Origin of the sequence: Bacillus sp. AR2-1 (assembly GCF_008368755.1) — a bacterium.
Lineage (GTDB): Bacteria > Bacillota > Bacilli > Bacillales > Bacillaceae_G > Bacillus_A > Bacillus_A wiedmannii.
Genome location: NZ_QORY01000029.1, coordinates 78,228 through 96,503, shown reverse-complemented (window position 1 = coordinate 96,503; position 18,276 = coordinate 78,228). Strand labels below are relative to the sequence as shown.

The 18,276-nt window shown below is 31.6% G+C and carries 16 protein-coding genes and 1 riboswitch; of the genes, 13 read left to right on the top strand and 3 right to left on the bottom strand.

Features of this window, described 5'->3' with window-relative positions:
* The first annotated feature begins 434 nt into the window (after window positions 1-434).
* The 3 genes from DT250_RS27000 (at window position 435) to DT250_RS26990 (ending at window position 6,086) form a co-directional block, all read left to right on the top strand.
* Window positions 435-2,222, top strand: coding sequence for a PAS domain-containing sensor histidine kinase (locus tag DT250_RS27000; RefSeq protein WP_098133340.1), 1,788 nt, complete (start codon window positions 435-437; stop codon window positions 2,220-2,222).
* A 222-nt stretch (window positions 2,223-2,444) separates the two neighbouring features.
* Complete coding sequence (locus DT250_RS26995; protein ID WP_088063594.1) at window positions 2,445-4,571, top strand: peptidoglycan D,D-transpeptidase FtsI family protein; 2,127 nt, start codon at window positions 2,445-2,447, stop codon at window positions 4,569-4,571.
* Between the two features lie 336 nt (window positions 4,572-4,907).
* Entirely contained in the window at window positions 4,908-6,086 is a 1,179-nt protein-coding gene (locus tag DT250_RS26990; RefSeq protein WP_098133342.1) for a macrolide family glycosyltransferase, read from the top strand.
* A gap of 49 nt (window positions 6,087-6,135) precedes the next feature.
* Here DT250_RS26990 and DT250_RS26985 read toward each other — a convergent pair whose 3' ends face one another.
* A complete protein-coding gene (locus DT250_RS26985) occupies window positions 6,136-6,816 on the bottom strand; it encodes an aspartate/glutamate racemase family protein (RefSeq protein ID WP_088063596.1) in 681 nt (226 codons plus the stop codon).
* Window positions 6,817-6,969: 153 nt separating this feature from the next.
* Window positions 6,970-7,085, top strand: a riboswitch (SAM riboswitch).
* Window positions 7,086-7,223: 138 nt separating this feature from the next.
* Here DT250_RS26985 and DT250_RS26980 point away from each other — a divergent pair.
* The 4 genes from DT250_RS26980 (at window position 7,224) to DT250_RS26965 (ending at window position 10,519) form a co-directional block, all read left to right on the top strand.
* Entirely contained in the window at window positions 7,224-7,772 is a 549-nt protein-coding gene (locus DT250_RS26980) for an ECF-type riboflavin transporter substrate-binding protein (RefSeq protein ID WP_001038206.1), read from the top strand.
* Between the two features lie 10 nt (window positions 7,773-7,782).
* The gene (locus tag DT250_RS26975; protein WP_088609358.1) at window positions 7,783-9,483 is read left to right on the top strand and encodes an ABC transporter ATP-binding protein; all 1,701 of its coding nucleotides are present in this window, start codon (window positions 7,783-7,785) and stop codon (window positions 9,481-9,483) included.
* Window positions 9,476-10,276: an energy-coupling factor transporter transmembrane component T family protein gene (locus DT250_RS26970; RefSeq protein WP_088609359.1), complete on the top strand. Its 801-nt coding sequence runs from the start codon at window positions 9,476-9,478 to the stop codon at window positions 10,274-10,276. Before DT250_RS26975 ends, DT250_RS26970 begins: the two co-directional genes overlap by 8 nt.
* 135 nt (window positions 10,277-10,411) lie before the next feature.
* Window positions 10,412-10,519: a YjcZ family sporulation protein gene (locus DT250_RS26965; RefSeq protein WP_000120182.1), complete on the top strand. Its 108-nt coding sequence runs from the start codon at window positions 10,412-10,414 to the stop codon at window positions 10,517-10,519.
* A 92-nt stretch (window positions 10,520-10,611) separates the two neighbouring features.
* On the opposite strand, the gene DT250_RS26960 is transcribed toward DT250_RS26965, so the two are convergent.
* Both DT250_RS26960 and DT250_RS26955 read right to left on the bottom strand, forming a co-directional pair.
* A complete protein-coding gene (locus DT250_RS26960) occupies window positions 10,612-11,880 on the bottom strand; it encodes a sensor histidine kinase (RefSeq protein ID WP_088063599.1) in 1,269 nt (422 codons plus the stop codon).
* 85 nt (window positions 11,881-11,965) lie between these two features.
* Entirely contained in the window at window positions 11,966-12,847 is an 882-nt protein-coding gene (locus tag DT250_RS26955) for a protein kinase (protein ID WP_149213973.1), read from the bottom strand.
* A 127-nt stretch (window positions 12,848-12,974) separates the two neighbouring features.
* Between DT250_RS26955 and DT250_RS26950 the strand changes: the two genes are divergently transcribed.
* From DT250_RS26950 to DT250_RS26925, 6 genes are all read left to right on the top strand, one after another.
* Entirely contained in the window at window positions 12,975-13,487 is a 513-nt protein-coding gene (locus tag DT250_RS26950) for a GrpB family protein (protein ID WP_088063601.1), read from the top strand.
* 114 nt (window positions 13,488-13,601) lie between these two features.
* Entirely contained in the window at window positions 13,602-14,132 is a 531-nt protein-coding gene (locus DT250_RS26945) for a hypothetical protein (protein ID WP_061678537.1), read from the top strand.
* Window positions 14,133-14,144: 12 nt separating this feature from the next.
* Window positions 14,145-14,819: a response regulator transcription factor gene (locus tag DT250_RS26940; RefSeq protein ID WP_071723193.1), complete on the top strand. Its 675-nt coding sequence runs from the start codon at window positions 14,145-14,147 to the stop codon at window positions 14,817-14,819.
* On the top strand, window positions 14,816-16,231 hold the full coding sequence (locus tag DT250_RS26935; protein WP_088063602.1) for a HAMP domain-containing sensor histidine kinase: 1,416 nt from the start codon (window positions 14,816-14,818) through the stop codon (window positions 16,229-16,231). Before DT250_RS26940 ends, DT250_RS26935 begins: the two co-directional genes overlap by 4 nt.
* Before the next feature lie 107 nt (window positions 16,232-16,338).
* The gene (locus tag DT250_RS26930) at window positions 16,339-17,325 is read left to right on the top strand and encodes a zinc-binding dehydrogenase (RefSeq protein WP_088063603.1); all 987 of its coding nucleotides are present in this window, start codon (window positions 16,339-16,341) and stop codon (window positions 17,323-17,325) included.
* A gap of 249 nt (window positions 17,326-17,574) precedes the next feature.
* Entirely contained in the window at window positions 17,575-18,174 is a 600-nt protein-coding gene (locus DT250_RS26925; protein WP_088063604.1) for an undecaprenyl-diphosphatase, read from the top strand.
* The last annotated feature ends 102 nt before the right edge of the window (window positions 18,175-18,276 follow it).

Here is an 18,276-nt window from a genome sequence, read left to right as displayed (position 1 = left end):
GGATTCTTTTTTTCTTTTTATTAGGGGTAAGGTATTCTATGAGATTCATAGAAGCCTTATTACTTTTTATTATATAGAATATATTGGAATAAATGTTTATATTTTTCATATTAATTGTGAAAATTTTATGAACTTTATATTTTTTGTGTTTTTATACTACTAAAATCGATGTGTATGACTCTGATATTAAAATCCGGTTTCTGCATGAGTACCCGTTTTAGGTTGGTCGTACATTCAGAATTAATATGTGATGAACAAAATACGTACTGATTAAGGATTCATTTTATACGCAAATTCTTCTCTATTTTAATTGAAAAATAAAATTTATTCGAATAATTATTCTGCAGCTATATACCTAAAGGCACATTCTACGTATAATGGAGAAGTATAAATTTTGAATTTGTATTAATTTTACATATTGAGGTGAAAAAGGAATGAATGCGCGGCTAATGGAACTTATTGATGTGAGTACAATAGAAACCATGGCAGAACAGTTTTATAAATTAACCAACATATCACATCAACTTCTTGATGCTGAAAAAGAATGTATATTTTCTTTTGGAATAAATGAGATGAAAATATGTAAACTTCCCAAAATTGAAATCCCCATTTTTTTATACAATCAACATTTAGGATCTTTTGTAGTATGGTCAAACAAAAGTGACATTTTCAATTGTCAAAAATACTTTGAAATGCTTTCAAATCTAATTATAGATGGAGCAACAAAGGTATTTCAAAGTAAAAATACAACGTTGCTTTCTCGAAAAGAGGAGGAACTGCATACGATTTTACAAAACATGCCTGTTATGGTTGATGCGCTTGATTATAATGGAGATTTTGTTTTGTGGAATCGGGAGTGTGAAATTGTAACAGGTTATACAGCTGAAGAAATAATAGGAAATCCAAATGCCCTACAATTATTGTACCCAGATCATAATTATCGTCACCAAATACAAACGAAATTTTTAACTTGTGGAAAAAATTTCAGGGATTGGGAAATGCACTTAACATGTAAAAATGGTGAAATCAAAACAATCATGTGGTCCAATATATCAGAACAGTTTCCTGTAACAGGATATAGCTACTGGGCTGTCGGAGTAGATATTACACATTTAAAAGCGATAGAAGACCAGTTAAAACAACAAACGTCTGAATTGGAATTAATTTTTAAGGCTTTACCAGATTTATGTTTCTTAACAGAAGATGATGGCACAATTATAGATTATAAAGCAGGATCCCCTTCGAAATTTTACGTACCGGCACAAGCTTTTATGGGAAAAAAGTTTTTCGAAGTATTACCATCTCCAGTAGCACAGCAGTTTCAGGAAGCAATTCATCAAGTGAAGGAAAAAGGGACGAATGTAATTGTTGAATATCCACTTACAATTAATGGGAGTGTCGATTTCTTTGAAGCTAGATGCTTACCATTATTACATGATAAAATTATGATCATTGTACGCGATATTACAGAACGGAAAAAGACAGAAGAATTGCTAAATAAATCAGATACACTTGCAGCAATTGGTCAATTAGCAGCTGGTGTGGCTCATGAAGTGAGGAACCCATTAACTGTCATTAAAGGGTTTATACAGTTATTTCAAATTAATAAAGAAGATCAAGAAAAATATTTTGATTTAATGCTTTCTGAAATTGAAAGAATAGAAGCGATTCTTCAAGAGTTTTTATCAATTGCTAAAACAGATGAGATAAATACAGAACAAAGAAATATTTATCAAATTTATAATAATGTCGTATCGTTAATGAATACAAAAGCAATTATGACGAATATTCAAGTGGAACTATATGCAGACAACAAAGACATAAGCATTGAATGCTCAGAAAATCAATTGAAACAAGTGTTTATTAATATTTTGCAAAATTCAATCGAAGCTATGCCAGATGGCGGGAAAATTACAATTCATATTAAAGAGATAAACGATGAAGGTGTCATTATTCATGTAATTGATGAAGGAATAGGGATACCTGAAGATAGAATTAAGAGATTAGGTGAGCCTTTTTATAGTACGAAAGAAAAAGGTACCGGTATCGGATTAATGTTAAGTTATAAAATCATTGAAAGTCATCAAGGAAATATAAGTATTATGAGTGAAGTTGGAGTCGGGACAACAGTAACGATTTACTTGCCGAAAGCTCAGAGCGAAAAATCTCTATCAAATTATGATGATAGATTCGAATCAATACGTCCAATTATTAACTCTTAAATTACTAAATCCCCAATAACCAAAAGCTTAACTTTTGGTTATTGGGGATTTTTATATTTAATTTAGTAAACTTTACCTTTTCTTAACCTTTGTTTTAATTTCTATTAAGTTTTTATCAGTATATTAATATTTGTGCAAAGTACTGTATAGAAAATGTGCATTACTTTTAATATATAGATTCAATTATTAGTAGGAATTCGGTAAGGAGGAGATTATGACAAGGTGAAAAAGCATGAGAAAAAAAGTGGTAGAGCAATACCGACGCGGTTAAATATTTTATTTCTTTGTGTATTTTTATTATTTTCTGCAATGATTATACAGTTAGGTAAAGTGCAAATTTTCGATGGAGAGACTTATAAAAATGAAGTAGAAAAGAGAGAAAATGCAACTGTGAGCCTATCTGTCCCACGCGGAAAAATATTTGATAGAGAAGGCAATCCAGTAGTTGATAATAAATCTTTACGTACAATTACATATACAAAGATGAAAGGTGTAAAATCAGAAGATATATTAAAAACTGCAAGACAACTTGCAGACATAATTGAAATGCCGCAAGAAGATATAGCTAAGTTAACTGAGACAGATAAGAAAGATTTTTGGATGCAATTAAATCCGAAACTGGCTGAAAATCTAGTATCGAAAAAAGAAATAGATACATTTAGAGAAAAGGATATTAGCGGCAAGAAGCTAGATAAAAAAATAGAAGAGTTAAAAAGAAAACGGGTTACAGATAAAAATCTTCAGGAATTAACAGAGAAAGATATAAAAGTGTTAGCTATTAAAAGTAAGATGACTTCTGGTTATCAAATGGCTCCTCAAATTATTAAAAAAGATGTTAGTGAAAAGGAATTTACTATAATTAGTGAAGGTTTAGCGAATCTCCCAGGTGTAGACGTATCGGTTGATTGGGAGAGAGTGTATGTAAATGATGGATTATTCCGATCTGTTCTTGGAAATGTTTCTAATTCCGATGAAGGATTACCAAGTGAACGATTAGATTACTACTTGGTACGTGATTATAGCCGAAATGATAGGGTTGGAAAAAGTTATATTGAGCAGCAATACGAAGATGTACTTCATGGTACAAAAAAAGAAGTAAGAAGCGTTGCAGATAAACAAGGTAATACAATTAGAACGGAAATCGTTTCTGAGGGAAAGAGCGGTAAGAATTTAACTTTAACAATAGATATGGAATTACAGAAGAAAGTAGAAGAAAGTATTGAAAAAATATTAAAGACATATAAAGGGTCAGAATCCATGTTGGACCGTGCTTTCGTTGTGATGATGAATCCGAAAAACGGACAAGTATTATCCATGGCCGGGAAAAGACTTGTAGAAAAAGACGGAAAAACAGAAGTTGAAGACTATGCATTAGGCACAATGACTAGTTCTTATGAGCTTGGATCAACAGTGAAAGGTGCGACAGTTTTAACTGGATTTGAAACGAAAGCTATAACACCAGGTACTTATTTTTATGATGCACCTATGAAGTTTAAAGGAACAAAGGAAAAAAAGTCTTGGAAAGAGTTTGGAAATATTGATGATTTAAGAGCGTTACAAGTCTCTTCAAACGTTTATATGTTTCATACAGCATTAAAAATTGCAGGTGTAGATTATGTGAAAAATAGTTCATTAAATATTAAACAGGAGTACTTTGATAAAATGAGGTATTATTTCAGGCAATTTGGATTAGGTGTTCCAACGGGTATTGATTTACCAAATGAAACAGCTGGACAAATTGGTAAAAAAGATAATCAACCTGGTTTCTTACTAGACTACTCAATTGGCCAGTATGACACCTATACGCCACTTCAACTTGTACAGTATATTTCAACAATCGCAAACGGTGGATATCGAATGAAGCCACAAATTGTTCAAGAGGTAAGAGAGCAAACGTCGCAAAAAGATGAAATTGGTAAAGTGGTACATGCAGTAGAACCAATCGTTTTAAATAAGATAGATATGAAAGAGGAATATATAAATCAAGTAAAAGAAGGATTTAGAAAGGTATTCCAAGAAGGTGATGGAACAGGAGTAAGGGCGTTCCAAAAAGCATCTTATAAGCCAGCAGGTAAAACAGGGACAGCACAGACAGTATACGGTGGAGAACGTGATATTGGAAGAAATGAAAAAGGTGAGCGAAGAGAATGTTATAATTTAACGTTAGCAGGATATGCGCCGTATGATAATCCTGAAGTAGCATTCTCTGTAGTTGTGCCGTGGGTTATTAATGATAAATCTGGTATTAACTCTGATATTGGAAAAGAAGTTTTAGATGCTTATTTTGAACTGAAAAATAAGAGATTGACTGGAGAAACTATAAAAATAGATAGCTCTCAAGAAGGTTAAAACATATGAAATAGTACAGAAACTAGAGTCGACTTATTTAGAAATAGGTTCAAAATGGGTGATAGGGAGGTAAAATCATTCTATCAATTATTCACATTTTATAAAATAAATCATATATTGATAGCATAGGACAAGCTGAAAAGCTTATTCTAACCTCACAGAACACTCCTTATCACGGTTTGGCATCTACTTATGTAGATGCCTTTTTTAATTTAATCACTAACAATTATTTATCAACCTAAAGTAGCAAGCATATTAGGACTATTAGGTGAAGATTGACGGTAATAATTACAGTATGCTTAATAAGCGAATTGAAATGTAAGGAGTGAGAAATAAGTGCTAAATATTTTAGTGGTTAATTTTCCAGCAGAGGGACATGTAAATCCTACATTAAGTTTAGTCAAAGCCTATACTGAACGAGGTGATCACGTACATTATATTACGACAGAACAATTTAAAGGCAGAATTGAAGATTTGGGAGCTACTGTATATACACATCCAGATTTATTAAAGGAGATTTCTATTGATTCTGAAACTCCAGATGGGCTGAATTCTTTCTTTCGTGTACATGTTCAAACTTCTTTATATATATTAGAAATTACGAAACAATTATGTGAAAACATACATTTTGATTTCGTAATTTATGATATATTTGGCGCTGGAGAGTTAGTAAAGGAGTATTTACAAATTCCAGGCATAGTTTCTTCTCCTATATTTTTAATTCCTCCAAATTTTTTGGAAACATTACCTTTTCATCCAAATGCAGAAATACCATTCCAACCTGATAAAATTTCTGAACAGTTACTATATCAAATGGAACATGAATTTGGAGTAACACCTAAAAATAATCTTCAATTTATGCATAACAAGGGAGATATTACTCTTGTGTACACAAGTCGCTATTTTCAACCTAATAGCGATTTATTTGGAAGAAATAACATTTTTATTGGACCGAGTATTTCAAAGCGTAAAACAAATGTACAGTTTCCATTTGAATTACTTAAAGATAAGAAAGTTATTTATATTTCAATGGGGACACTGCTTGAAGGACTCGAACCATTCTTTAATACTTGCATTGATACTTTCTCGGATTTTGATGGAATAGTTGTAATGGCAATTGGTGATAGAAATGATTGTTCAAAAATTAAGAAAGCGCCAGACAATTTTATAATTGCTTCATACGTACCCCAATCAGAAATATTAAGTGAAGCAGATGTTTTCATTACACATGGTGGTATGAATAGCGTACACGATGCCATTTATTTTAATGTCCCATTTGTTATAATTCCACACGATAAAGACCAGCCAATGATAGCGCAAAGATTAACTGAACTTGAAGCAGCACATCGGTTATTGAAAGAGAATGTTAATGTGCAAACTTTAAATGAAGCGGTAACAGACGTTCTTTCAAATGAAAAGTATAAACATGGTATACGAAAACTGAATGATAGTTTTTTAGAATGTGGTGGTACTAAAGAAGCAATTGCAGTGATTACATCTCTTTTAAATAAATAGTTTAGCCAAGATAAAAACATAGAGGCACTACCTTTATGCTTTTATATTATTATACTGCAAACTGCACAGCAGTATTTGCATGTAAAAAAGCGGTATCAAAAACAGGTACAGTAAGGTCGTTTTGGGAAATGAGCAATGGTATTTCAGTGCAGCCTAGCAATATACCTTCTGCGCCATTTTGAATTAATGAGTTTGTAATTTGTAATAGCTTTTCTTTTGATGTTTCTGAAATAATTCCTTTACTTAATTCATTTAAAATAACATGATGAATAAAATTTCTTTCCTCTTTATTTGGAATAATTGTCTCAATGTTATAGTTCGCTAGACGTGATTTATAGAAGTCTTGTTCCATCGTTTGTTTCGTACCTAATAGTCCGATCCGTTTTATATTCTGCTCTACCATTTTTTTAGCACTTACATCACCAATGTGAAGAAGTGGAATAGATATTGCCTGTTCTACTTCTTCAGCAAATAAATGGACCGTATTGGAACACATTAATAAACATTCAGCCCCGGACTTTTCAACCTTTTTTGCAACTGTGACTAATTCGTTTTTCACTTCTTCGTATTGATGATTTTGTAATAAAGTAGTTACTTCACCAAAGTCCATGCTATATAAAACAAGCTTCGCATTTTGATCGTATTGAGAGAGTGTAAGTGTATTAATATGTTTATAGTATAACGATGTAGATTCCCAACTTAGTCCACCAATTAAACCGATTACTTTCATCGTACATTCCTCCCGTAACTATTTTGAATTCATTATTTCATAATTCCGATAAGAATACAATGATTTAAATGTGCCGTTAAACGAAAAATAAAAATAATTAGAAAAGTGTTGAAATTTATACTTATTAGTGCCATAATACGAATTACAAATTAATACTTATCCAGAGAGGTGGAGGGAACGGCCCTATGAAACCTCAGCAACCCCTATATAAATTTATAGGAAGGTGCTAATTCCGCAGAGGACACGATGTGTTTTTTGGAAGATAAGAGGATTCTTGAACGTGAAGAAAATGACCTCTTATGTAAGGGGTCATTTTTTGTTGTATAGAAAGGGAGTGTCGATGCATAATTCATTTTCAAAATAAATATAGAGTAATAAAAGTTGACTAATACGGGAGGGGAATTGTAATGAACAAATTATCAACAAAGTTAGTAGTAGCAATCGGAATTGGAGCAGCATTATACGGGATATTAGGACTTTGGGGATTTTCTATTGCACCCAATACATTTATTAAACCTGCATTAGCTATTTTAACCGTTTTTGGAGCGTTATTTGGTCCAGTGGCAGGACTTTTAATAGGACTTATCGGTCATACCGTAACAGATACAATCGCTGGATGGGGTATTTGGTGGGGGTGGGTTATTAGTTCAGGCATTATCGGCTTTGCAATGGGACTCATTCAAAAAAGAGTTAGCTTTAGTGTGAAAAACGGGACGTATAATAAGCGGGATATTTCTTATTTAGCCATTACTGGGTTAATTGGTATTGTCATTGCTATTATATTTGCTGGGGCATTCGATGTTATTGTGATGGGAGAACCATTTGACAAAATTGTTATACAAGTATTAGGAGCAACAATTGCTGATGTTATTGTATTTTTAGTTCTTGGATTGCCAATTACAATAGGTTTAGCTAAATCTAATAAGAAACATACACATTTAAAAATTGAAAAGTAGGGATGTTAACATGCAACCAATCATTTCTTTTGAACAATTCAGCTTTCAATATGAACATGCTGCGCAACCTACTGTAAAAGACATTACATTTCATATATACCCTGGAGAAAAAGTACTAATTGCTGGACGTAGTGGTTCAGGAAAATCAACATTAGCTCATTGTATTAATGGGCTAATCCCATTTTCTTATGAAGGGAGTAGTACTGGAACTATTTCTATTGCGGGAAAAGATCCGAGGAAAGGGAGTATTTTTGAACAGAGTAAACAGGTAGGAACAATTTTGCAAGATCAAGATGCACAATTTATTGGTCTTACAGTAGAAGAAGATGTAGCTTTTTATTTAGAAAATGAATGTGTAAATCAAGATGATATGAAAAAGATTGTTTCAGAATCATTAAAAAAGGTAAAGATGCATACTTTTCATAAACAAAGTCCGCATGAATTATCAGGAGGGCAAAAACAAACTGTTTCTTTAGCCGGTCTGTTAACGACAAATGCTAATATTTTATTGTTTGATGAACCGTTAGCGAATTTAGATCCAGTAAGTAGCTTACATACGATAGAACTTATTAAAGATATACATAAACAATATAATAAAACAATTGTACTTATTGAACATCGAATAGAAGAAATGTTCAATCTGGATTTAGATAAAATTATTTTAATGGATGAAGGGGAAATCGTTGAGATAGGAACACCAGAAGAGATTTTGGCCTCAAATATATTACCATCTATTGGCTTAAGGGAACCTATGTACATTGAAGGATTAAAGAGATTACAGTTTGATAGTAATAATGAGGTAATATACCCACTTGAAAATCTTCAAAGAGAAAGTGTTCGTAGCGCAATAAATGAGTGGATGGAGAAGCAAGTTTTTTGTAAAAATACTCCTAAAAACAAAGAAATATTGAAAGTAGAAAATTTGTCGTTCTCCTATTCTAATAAACAAAAAGTATTAGACAATGTAAATTTCTCCATTAAAGAAGGGGAAATTGTTGCACTTTTGGGTCATAATGGTGCTGGAAAATCTACATTAGCTCATAGTCTTATAGGCATAAACAAAACAAAAAATGATAGGATTGTATTTGATGAAGTAAATATCAATTCTTGGTCTATTCGTAAACGTGGTGAAGTCATATCTTATGTAATGCAAAATCCAAATCATATGATTACACAACCTACTGTTATAGAAGAAGTTTCATTTTCATTAAAATTAAAAAAGGTTTCAAAGGAAGAAATTAAGCATAGAGCGGAGGAAACGTTAAAAATTTGTGGCTTGTATCCATTTCGAAATTGGCCAATCCAGGCATTAAGTTACGGACAAAAAAAGAGAGTAACGATTGCATCTGTACTAACAACCAATCCGAAACTTATTATTTTAGATGAACCGACAGCGGGACAAGATCATTATCATTATAAACAGTTTATGACGTTTATAAGAAAACTAGCTGCAAAGGGAATATCTTTTATTTTTATTACACACGATATGAATCTCACATTAGAATATGCAGACAGAGCGATAGTTCTACATGAAGGAGAAATTATTGCGAATAATACTGCATCTACTGTATTAGGGAATTCAGAAACTTTACATAGAGCGCACTTAGGGGAGAGTTCTTTATTCAAACTCGTTAAATTAAGTGGTATTGCAAAACCTGAAAGATTTATAGAACTTTATTTTGATGTTATGAGGAGGGAGGAAGGTGTATAATACATATTTTCATCGTATGGATGGAGCAGTGAAATTGTTGTTATTTATTTTTTGCATGACGCTTACTTTTTTATTTTTTGATTTTCGCGTATTACTATTTGTATTTATGATTGGATGTATCGGACTTTTAGTTGCTAAAATTCCATTTCGTAAAATTTTTATTGTTTTTACTGTTATATTTACATTTAGTTTATTAAATTCTGTCATGATTTTATTTATTACACCAACTCATGGATCTGAATTAACCGAATCATATACTTCGTTTTTACATATCGGATATGCAACAATTACATATGAAACATTATTTTATGCAGCTACACTTTCATTAAAATATTTTACGTTATTACCATTTACACTTATTTATATATACACGACTGATCCAAGCAAATTTGTGAGTAGCTTAAGTAAATTTCGAATTCATTATAAGATTACATATGCAATAAATATTGCATTACGTTATATACCTGATATTCAGTCCGAATATAAAGTTATTAAACATGCACAAGAGGCGAGAGGAGTAGCTTTTGAAAAAGGAGAAGCAAGTTTATGGATTCGTATGAAAAACCGTGTCTTAATTTTTTGGCCTTTAATTATTCATTCACTAGATAGAATCGATACAGTTTCAAATGCAATGGATTTAAGAGGATTTGGAAAGAAGAATACACGAACTTGGTTTTATACAAATAAAGCGAAAAGCGGGGATTTCATTGCTTTATTTGTAGGTATTTTTATTTTAATTGTTGCAGTGTATTTAAAGTTACATGTATTTCAAAACTTTTGGTATCCATTTTAAAGCACTCTCAAATGAGTGCTTTTACTTATTTTTATGTGGACATGCTCAAAAAAGGGATATTTACATAATGTATAATACGAACCAGTTAAAATGATCAACTACCTATTAGTTTTCAAACCAAAAGGAGGAGAAAATATGAGTTACGGTGGTTCTTGTGGTTTTGGTGGAGGTTTCGCGTTATTAGTTGTGTTATTTATTTTATTAATTATCGTTGGATGCAGCTGCTGGGGCGGAGGGTACTAATTTCTAATTAGTCTCCACAAATGTAAACTTAAAAAACATAGAAGATACTTATGTATCGAAACAAATAAAAAAGGAGCAATTATGCTCCTTTTTTATTTGTTTTCAGATGAGTTCATATTACATTTTGGCAATGTAATTGTCAAAGTTGTACCTTTATTAATAACGCTTCGGATTTTCAAACTACCTTGCATCGTTTCAATGATTTTAACAGCAACCATTGTACCTAAACCTGTACCTTTTGTTTTTGTACTAAAATATGGTTCGCCAAATCGATTTACTTGCTCTTGTGACATACCAATTCCGCTATCCTCAATTCGAATAATAACTTTATTATTACTAATAGATGAGGAGATATGTAAAGTACCACCATTAGGCATTGCTTCAATCCCATTTTTTATTAAGTTTAAAAAACATTGTTGAAAGTGCTGTTTATTGCCTACAATTGTTGCTGTGGAAAAATCTTTTGTAATATGTATTGTATTCATATTGCATAATGGTAAGATCATATTAATAACTCGGTTCAACTCTTGTTCTACTGAAATATGATCTGATTTTTCTGAAGCAGGTTTGGCAAACGTTAAATAATCATCAATAATTCCTTGTGCACGATGTAACTCTTCAAGTATATGTTCAATATACTCGTCTCTTGATTCTGGAGTTAAATTAGGTGTTTTTAAAAGTTGAGTAAATCCTTTTACGACAGTTAAGGGGTTTCTTACTTCGTGCGATATACTAGCAGCAAGTTGGCTAACAATCTCCATTTTTTCCATTTTAATCATCTTCGATCGCATACATACTGCATCTTTTAAAACTTCATTAAAATAAATGCCAAACAACATCAAAATGGTTGGTAATATTATGAAATAAATAATGTACAAATTATTCACTTCAAAATCTGATAAAGTTAATACAATTACAGTTGTAAATATTGCTAGAAAAAATGTTAAAAACATTCCATAAGCTACTTTAATTTTTCTATTATACTTATTAAATTTTGCGGATGCGAATGCTGTAACGATAAACATTGTTCCATAAACTAGTATTGTTAACATACTAAATCCATAAAATGAAAATCTTGTAATTAATAAAATAGCAAACAAAATGATACCAACAGGGAAGCCACCATAAAGTGTGCCTATTATAACTGGTATTTGTCTTAAATCATGAATACAATTTTCATCCATATAGATTGGATAGCGCATACATAAAATAAGAGGGATACTCGTACAAAGGATAATAAGTAATTTTTTATATTTCTTTAAATAGCGTCCGCTATCATATATAAAATAAAAAATAAATATACTACTTAAAATGTAAAGAAGATTATTTAATACGTTTTGATTAATATAAACAAAGTTCATAATATTTTCCTCGTTATTTTGAATTTCCATTTTATATGTATTATACATGATTATAGTAGAAACTTTATGTTTTTAATAATATAGGTTATATCTTTTCAGCATTTGCCACGTTTATCCACTCTTCATAAAATACTTTAACTGATTCATATCGTTCAGCTCGGCTTTCATTTACAGCACGATACGCTATTTCATATAAATTCCTACTTGCTTCCCATTTTGTAAAGGAACGATCTTTTCCATCTCCTAAAATTTCGAAAGCCATCGCCCCCATATTAAATACATTTGTTCTTGCATCAATCATAGCATTTAGCTCAAATTCTTCAGGAGACATAAAACGCGAGGAGCCCCATAATCTTCCCATTTTATTCACATATGGTTTTTTAGAATATAAATCAATATCACAAATCTTCGTCTCATTTGTATGAAAATTATATAAAATACTACCGTCATAAAAATCTAATGCTACATAGTTTTTCTTTTCGACATATGTATGGAAAGAAAAGATGGAATGTAATGATTGAATTCGTTCCATAACTGATAAATGTTTAAATTTATAAAATGGAGAGCTTGGATTAGTATATTTTTCAGGAGGCGGAAAACTCCAATGCGAATGGAGACATTCACCATCAAACCAATCGAAAATTAATACATATCCAGAGTGAACTGGAAAGTGTTCAATTAGTTTTATAAGCGAGTCATGCTTTAATTCCTCATATAGGAAAACCGATTTTTTTAACCTTTCAATAGCGTCTTTCACAGTTCCTTCATATGCAAGTGTTTGTGCCCCTGCATATTTAATAAATTTCTTACGCCCATCTTTTTCTACACCAAAAGATAGATTGCCTGAATCTTGCTGGTCAAAAACCGCAAATACGTTTCCTAATTTCAATAGCCAATCAAAATTATGATGTTCTTTTAACTGGAATGTAACTTGATTCAATTGAATTTCAACTGGAATATCGTTCATATTATACCTCGCATTTATTATAATAAAGTTGTATATTTCAGTATTCGACATATTTTGTGAAAATCCTATGTTAATCACATGAAATTTTATAAATATAATAATAAAAGATTATAAGAGGGTGGATAAAATGGAACAACAAATCGTTATTAAGCCATATGAAAAAGAATGGCATAAAGAGTATGTAATAGAAAAAGAGAAATTTATTTCTTTATTCGGAGGAGATTGTATTGCTATTGAACACATAGGGAGCACATCTGTACAAGGATTAGGAGCGAAACCTCTAATTGATATGATGATTGGTGTAACTGATTTGAAAATTACGGAAAAGTGGATTGAAGCGTTATTAAAAATTGGATATGAGTATGTTCCAAAAGAAACACCCAATCGACGTTTTTTTAGAAAGGGAAAATGGAGAGCTGGTACCCATCATTTGCATGTTTATATTTATAATAGTGAGGAGTGGAAGAATAACATTTTATTTCGTGATTTTCTTATAGAACATAAATGGGCACAGAAAGAATATAGAGAATTAAAAGAGGAACTTGCAACTACATATCCTTTTGATCGTGTTTCATATACAAAGGAAAAGGCACCGTTTATTCAAAAAATAATACAGGAAGCTAAAAAGATCGCTAAATAAAATTAAGTGATCTTCAAATTCTCATTTTATTTTAATCTTTCTCTCATGTTCCTTTCTTTTTAATTTGATATTCTGCTTGTTACAGAAGGTTTATAAGGAAGGAGCTTGAATGAATTGGAGAAGCTACTAAGAAATAAATATTTTCATTTGTATGTTAAAATTATAGGCATTACTATTATTTTTTGTAGTATAGCATTGTTATTTATTAATGTAATATACGGCAACGCATTAAATATGAAATGGTTAAATAAGAAATTAGGTTCTTTCGGTGAATACGGGGCAATTTTAGCTGCATCGTTATGGATTTTACGTCATATATGGTTATTTTTAAAAAAGAAAAATATAATTGGGTTTAAATTGATAAAGGATGTATATCTTTTTATTAAAAAGTTTCACGTATTAATTGGATATACTGTATTAGCTGTATCAATTACTCATGGCATTTATTTTTTATTAAAAGGAAGTCGGCATCTGCTTATATTTTATAGTGGTATATTCTCTCTTTTCATTTTAATCATACTAGGAATCGTTGGATTTTTCTTACAGAAACATAATAAAAAAACAAACTTGATATTGTATAGAAAAGCACATCAAATCATTGCAATTATATTTGGGATAGGATTACTCATTCATTTAACTGTATAGGAGGAATTACTGTTGCAACACATATTAATTATTGAGGATGAGGAAAGTTTAGCTGATTTTTTAGAATTAGAATTAAAGTATGAAGGATATAAGGTAGACATTCAGTTTGATGGAAGGAAGGGATTAGAAGCCGCACTTGAAACAAATTATGATCTTATTTTACTTGATTTAATGCTGCCTGGGTTAAATGGACTAGAAGTGTGTCGTAGATTAAGGGCAACTAAAAATACACCTATTATTATGTTGACTGCACGCGATAGTATTATGGACCGCGTGACAGGATTAGATAGCGGAGCCGATGATTATCTTCCGAAACCATTTGCAATTGAAGAGCTGTTAGCGCGAATGAGAGTTATATTTAGACGAGAAGAACATATAGAAAATAAACATGTTTCATCTCTTACATTCAAAGATTTACAGCTCCAGATTGAATCGCGAACGATTACGAAAGGAAATGAAGAAATCGAACTAACAAATAAAGAATTTGAACTATTACTGATGTTTATGAAAAATATTAATAGAGTACTTACCCGTGATGTTTTATTGGATCAAGTATGGGGATATGACGCGATGGTTGAGACAAATATCGTTGATGTATACGTTCGTTATTTACGTAACAAGTTACATAGTGTAGATAAGGAGGAATATATCCAAACGGTCCGCGGTGCTGGATATATAATGAAATGATCAAAAATAGTGTGCATCGAATTCGAAATCTACCTATAAAGTGGAAATTAACACTTTGGTCCACTACTCTAGTATTTATTTTATTCATTTTATATAGTGCTCTGCAGTTTATTGTAATTAATAAGTGGACTATAGACTATGAACAGAAACAAATAAATAGACAAGTGACAGAAATAGCGGCCTATTTCCAAGATAAAAATGATAGCCTTTCGAGTAAAACGTTTGAAAACAGTAAAGATTTCTTAAACAATATGATTGATAAACATCAAATGATTCGTATTATCGGTATGAACGGGAAAACAATTGTTTCTGTTTCTCGAGAGTTTAATGAATCGTGGATAAAACCAAAACAAGTTACACATGAGGAATTATTTATAAAAAGACATGTAGAAGATCGCATATTAGTTAAGCGTATACCAATTCAAACAAAAGAGTTCACTGGTACCATTGAACTTACGAAAAACTTAGAGGCTTTCGATCATTTATTAAAAATTATTCTAGTGGTAATGGTTATTGCCGGAATATGTGGATTAATCTTTAGTTTTTTAGGTGGGCTACTAATCACGAAAAAACTATTATCAAGCGTTCAAAATATAACGGATACGATGAAACGTATAAAGAAAAATGGACTAAATGAACGGGTTCCAGTACGTGAAAATAATGATGAACTTGCAAAATTATCGTTTCTTTTTAACGAAATGATGGATGAGGTAGAAACTTCTTTTACACAACAGAAGCAGTTTGTAGAAGACGCATCCCATGAACTGAGAACACCACTAACAATTATTCAAGGACATTTGTCTATGTTAAATCGGTGGGGGAAAGATGATCCAGCAGTTTTAAATAAATCGCTTCAATCCAGTTTAAAGGAAGTTGATCGTTTAAATAAGTTAGTTTTAGAATTGCTAGAACTATCAAGAGCTGAATCAGAACAGATGCATCCAATCGCAGCTGATCCAGTCCATGTAAATAGCATATTAAAACAAGTCTCACAAAATTTTGCCGTACTTCAAACTGAATTTCAATTTGATATGAAACTGGGTGGAGATGTGGCATATGTCTCAATACCTTCATCTTACTTAGAACAAATTATTATTATCGTAATGGATAACGCAGTGAAATATACAAAAGAAGTTAATAAATATATTTGTATTGAATCTAGTGTACAATCAGGGAAAGTTAAAATTTGTATCATAGATCGTGGAGCGGGAATACCCGAAGCTGATTTACCTTTTGTTCTTAACCGCTTTTATCGTGTGGACAAAGCAAGAAGTCGAAAACAGGGTGGAAACGGTCTAGGTTTGTCTATTGCAAAACGACTTGTAGAGAAATACAACGGAACGATTCAAATAGAGAGTAAAGAAGACGAAGGAACAATCGTTACGATTACACTGCCTACCGTTTCACTTTAATAATTCAAAAAGAAGGGATGTTTTGTGCATTCCTTCTTTTTTACGGTCAAATTATTTTGTTTATTTCGAACTTTCTAGTACATTAGAAATATAAAGGGGGAATAAAAATGAAAGCTATCGTACATCAATATAAAGCTGGATTTGAAGGGGTAGAATATAAAGTATTACCAGAGATAACACCTAATGCTGGAGAAGTGAAAGTGAAATTAAAATCAGCCGGCTTAAATCATCGTGATTTATTTATAATGAATAACAGAAAAGAAATGCAATTACCATTAGTTCTAGGGTCAGATGGTGCAGGTATTGTTACGGAAATTGGAGAAGGGGTTTCAGGTGCTTTATTGAAAACCGAGGTTATTATTAATCCTAGTATTGGATGGGATAATATTGCAGAAATACCTGAGTTACCAGAGGTGTTAGGTGGACCGAAGGATGGAACGTTTGCTGAATATGTTATTGTGCCAGCTGAAAATGTAGTGGAAAAACCGTCATATCTTACTTGGGAAGAGTCTGGGGTTCTATCTTTATCGGCACTAACTGCATATAGAGCGCTTTTTACAAAGGGTAGATTAAAGTGTGGAGAACATGTTTTAATTCCAGGCATAGGCGGCGGTGTAGCGACATTTGCCATGTTATTTGCAAAAGCAATTGGTGCAAAAGTAAGTGTTACTTCAAGGGTAGAGAGTAAAAGACGGTTTGCCGAAACATATGACGCAGACTTTTCTTTTAATAGTTCTGGAAATTGGGAAGAGAGTTTAAGCGGAGAGAAAGTAGATTTAATAATTGATAGTATAGGTCCAGCAACATTCTTAAAATACTTTGATGTATTAAAACCAAATGGGAGAATTGTTAATTTTGGTGCAAGCTCAGGAGATAAAATTGAATTACCATTACGAGCATTATTTTATAATCAAATCGATATAATGGGAACATCTATGGGTAGCCGTGAGGAATTTCATGAAATGGTTAAGTTTATAGAGAACCATAAAATTAAACCAATTATTGATAAAGTATATTCGTTAGAAGAAGCTATTCAAGCGTTAAGTCGTATGGAACAAGGAGAACAATTTGGTAATATCGCACTTCGTATGTAATAAAAATATGATTTCGCAACTAGTATATTTAAATAGCTATGTTATGTATTCTACACATAAAAAGCATATGATTCGTATTATTTGAAAGGTTTTTCAGCTTTATACATAATTAGCCGTTATAATTAGTCTTACTATTGTCAAATGAGTACTAGTAAAATGAGAATTAGATGAGAAAAGTTTAAGCCCATTTTCATATTGATGTTGTATACTGTGTAAATCAAGAACGCTTTTATTTAAGGAGAGAGTATTATGAATTACACAGTATTTCAATGGTTTAATAATTTTGCTGGATCATCCAAACTATTAGATACGCTAATGATTGCTATTACAAATAGTGCTGTATATGTAGCAATTTTGTTTATGTTTATCTTATGGTTTAATAATGGAAAGAAAGTCAATGCCATTAAAAAACAATATACAGTGTTATATACGACACTTTCAGTCATTATCGCTTTACTAGTAAATGTTGTGATACATGCGGTATATTACCATCCACGTCCATTTGTATCACATGATGTACATCAATTAGTACCACATGCAGCAGACTCATCATTTGTTAGTGATCATTCAGTACTTGTATTTTCCATTGCATTTGTATTTTTACTTAGAGGAGAAAAACTTAAATATGTCGCTCTTATTTGGGCAGTATTAGTCGGTGTATCACGTATGTACGTAGGTGTTCATTATCCTCTAGATATACTTGGTGCTGCTTTCTTAACATTTATTACGAGCGGCTTAGTAATGCAAAGTACACGTATGTGTGAACCAATAGCGAGATTTGTATTTAAAATGTACGCATTGGTAGCGAAACGAATTCCTTTTCTAGCGAAATATAATCATATAGCTTAATTTTTATAAATAACTATTTGTAAGTTTGTTTAAAAGTTCGCCTTTGGAAATCCAGAGGCGAACTTTTTTATTGTGCATAAGAAAAGGGTATTTGCATTAAAA

Excerpts from the sequence above, each read along its gene's own strand:
- DT250_RS27000 (WP_098133340.1), top strand. The coding sequence starts at position 435 with ATGAATGCGCGGCTAATGGAACTTATTGATGTGAGTACAATAGAAACC.
- DT250_RS26985 (WP_088063596.1), bottom strand. The coding sequence starts at position 6,816 with ATGAAAGTAATCGGTTTAATTGGTGGACTAAGTTGGGAATCTACATCG.
- DT250_RS26980 (WP_001038206.1), top strand. The coding sequence starts at position 7,224 with ATGAACAAATTATCAACAAAGTTAGTAGTAGCAATCGGAATTGGAGCA.
- DT250_RS26975 (WP_088609358.1), top strand. The coding sequence starts at position 7,783 with ATGCAACCAATCATTTCTTTTGAACAATTCAGCTTTCAATATGAACAT.
- DT250_RS26965 (WP_000120182.1), top strand. The coding sequence starts at position 10,412 with ATGAGTTACGGTGGTTCTTGTGGTTTTGGTGGAGGTTTCGCGTTATTA.
- DT250_RS26960 (WP_088063599.1), bottom strand. The coding sequence starts at position 11,880 with ATGAACTTTGTTTATATTAATCAAAACGTATTAAATAATCTTCTTTAC.
- DT250_RS26955 (WP_149213973.1), bottom strand. The coding sequence starts at position 12,847 with ATGAACGATATTCCAGTTGAAATTCAATTGAATCAAGTTACATTCCAG.
- DT250_RS26950 (WP_088063601.1), top strand. The coding sequence starts at position 12,975 with ATGGAACAACAAATCGTTATTAAGCCATATGAAAAAGAATGGCATAAA.
- DT250_RS26935 (WP_088063602.1), top strand. The coding sequence starts at position 14,816 with ATGATCAAAAATAGTGTGCATCGAATTCGAAATCTACCTATAAAGTGG.
- DT250_RS26930 (WP_088063603.1), top strand. The coding sequence starts at position 16,339 with ATGAAAGCTATCGTACATCAATATAAAGCTGGATTTGAAGGGGTAGAA.
- DT250_RS26925 (WP_088063604.1), top strand. The coding sequence starts at position 17,575 with ATGAATTACACAGTATTTCAATGGTTTAATAATTTTGCTGGATCATCC.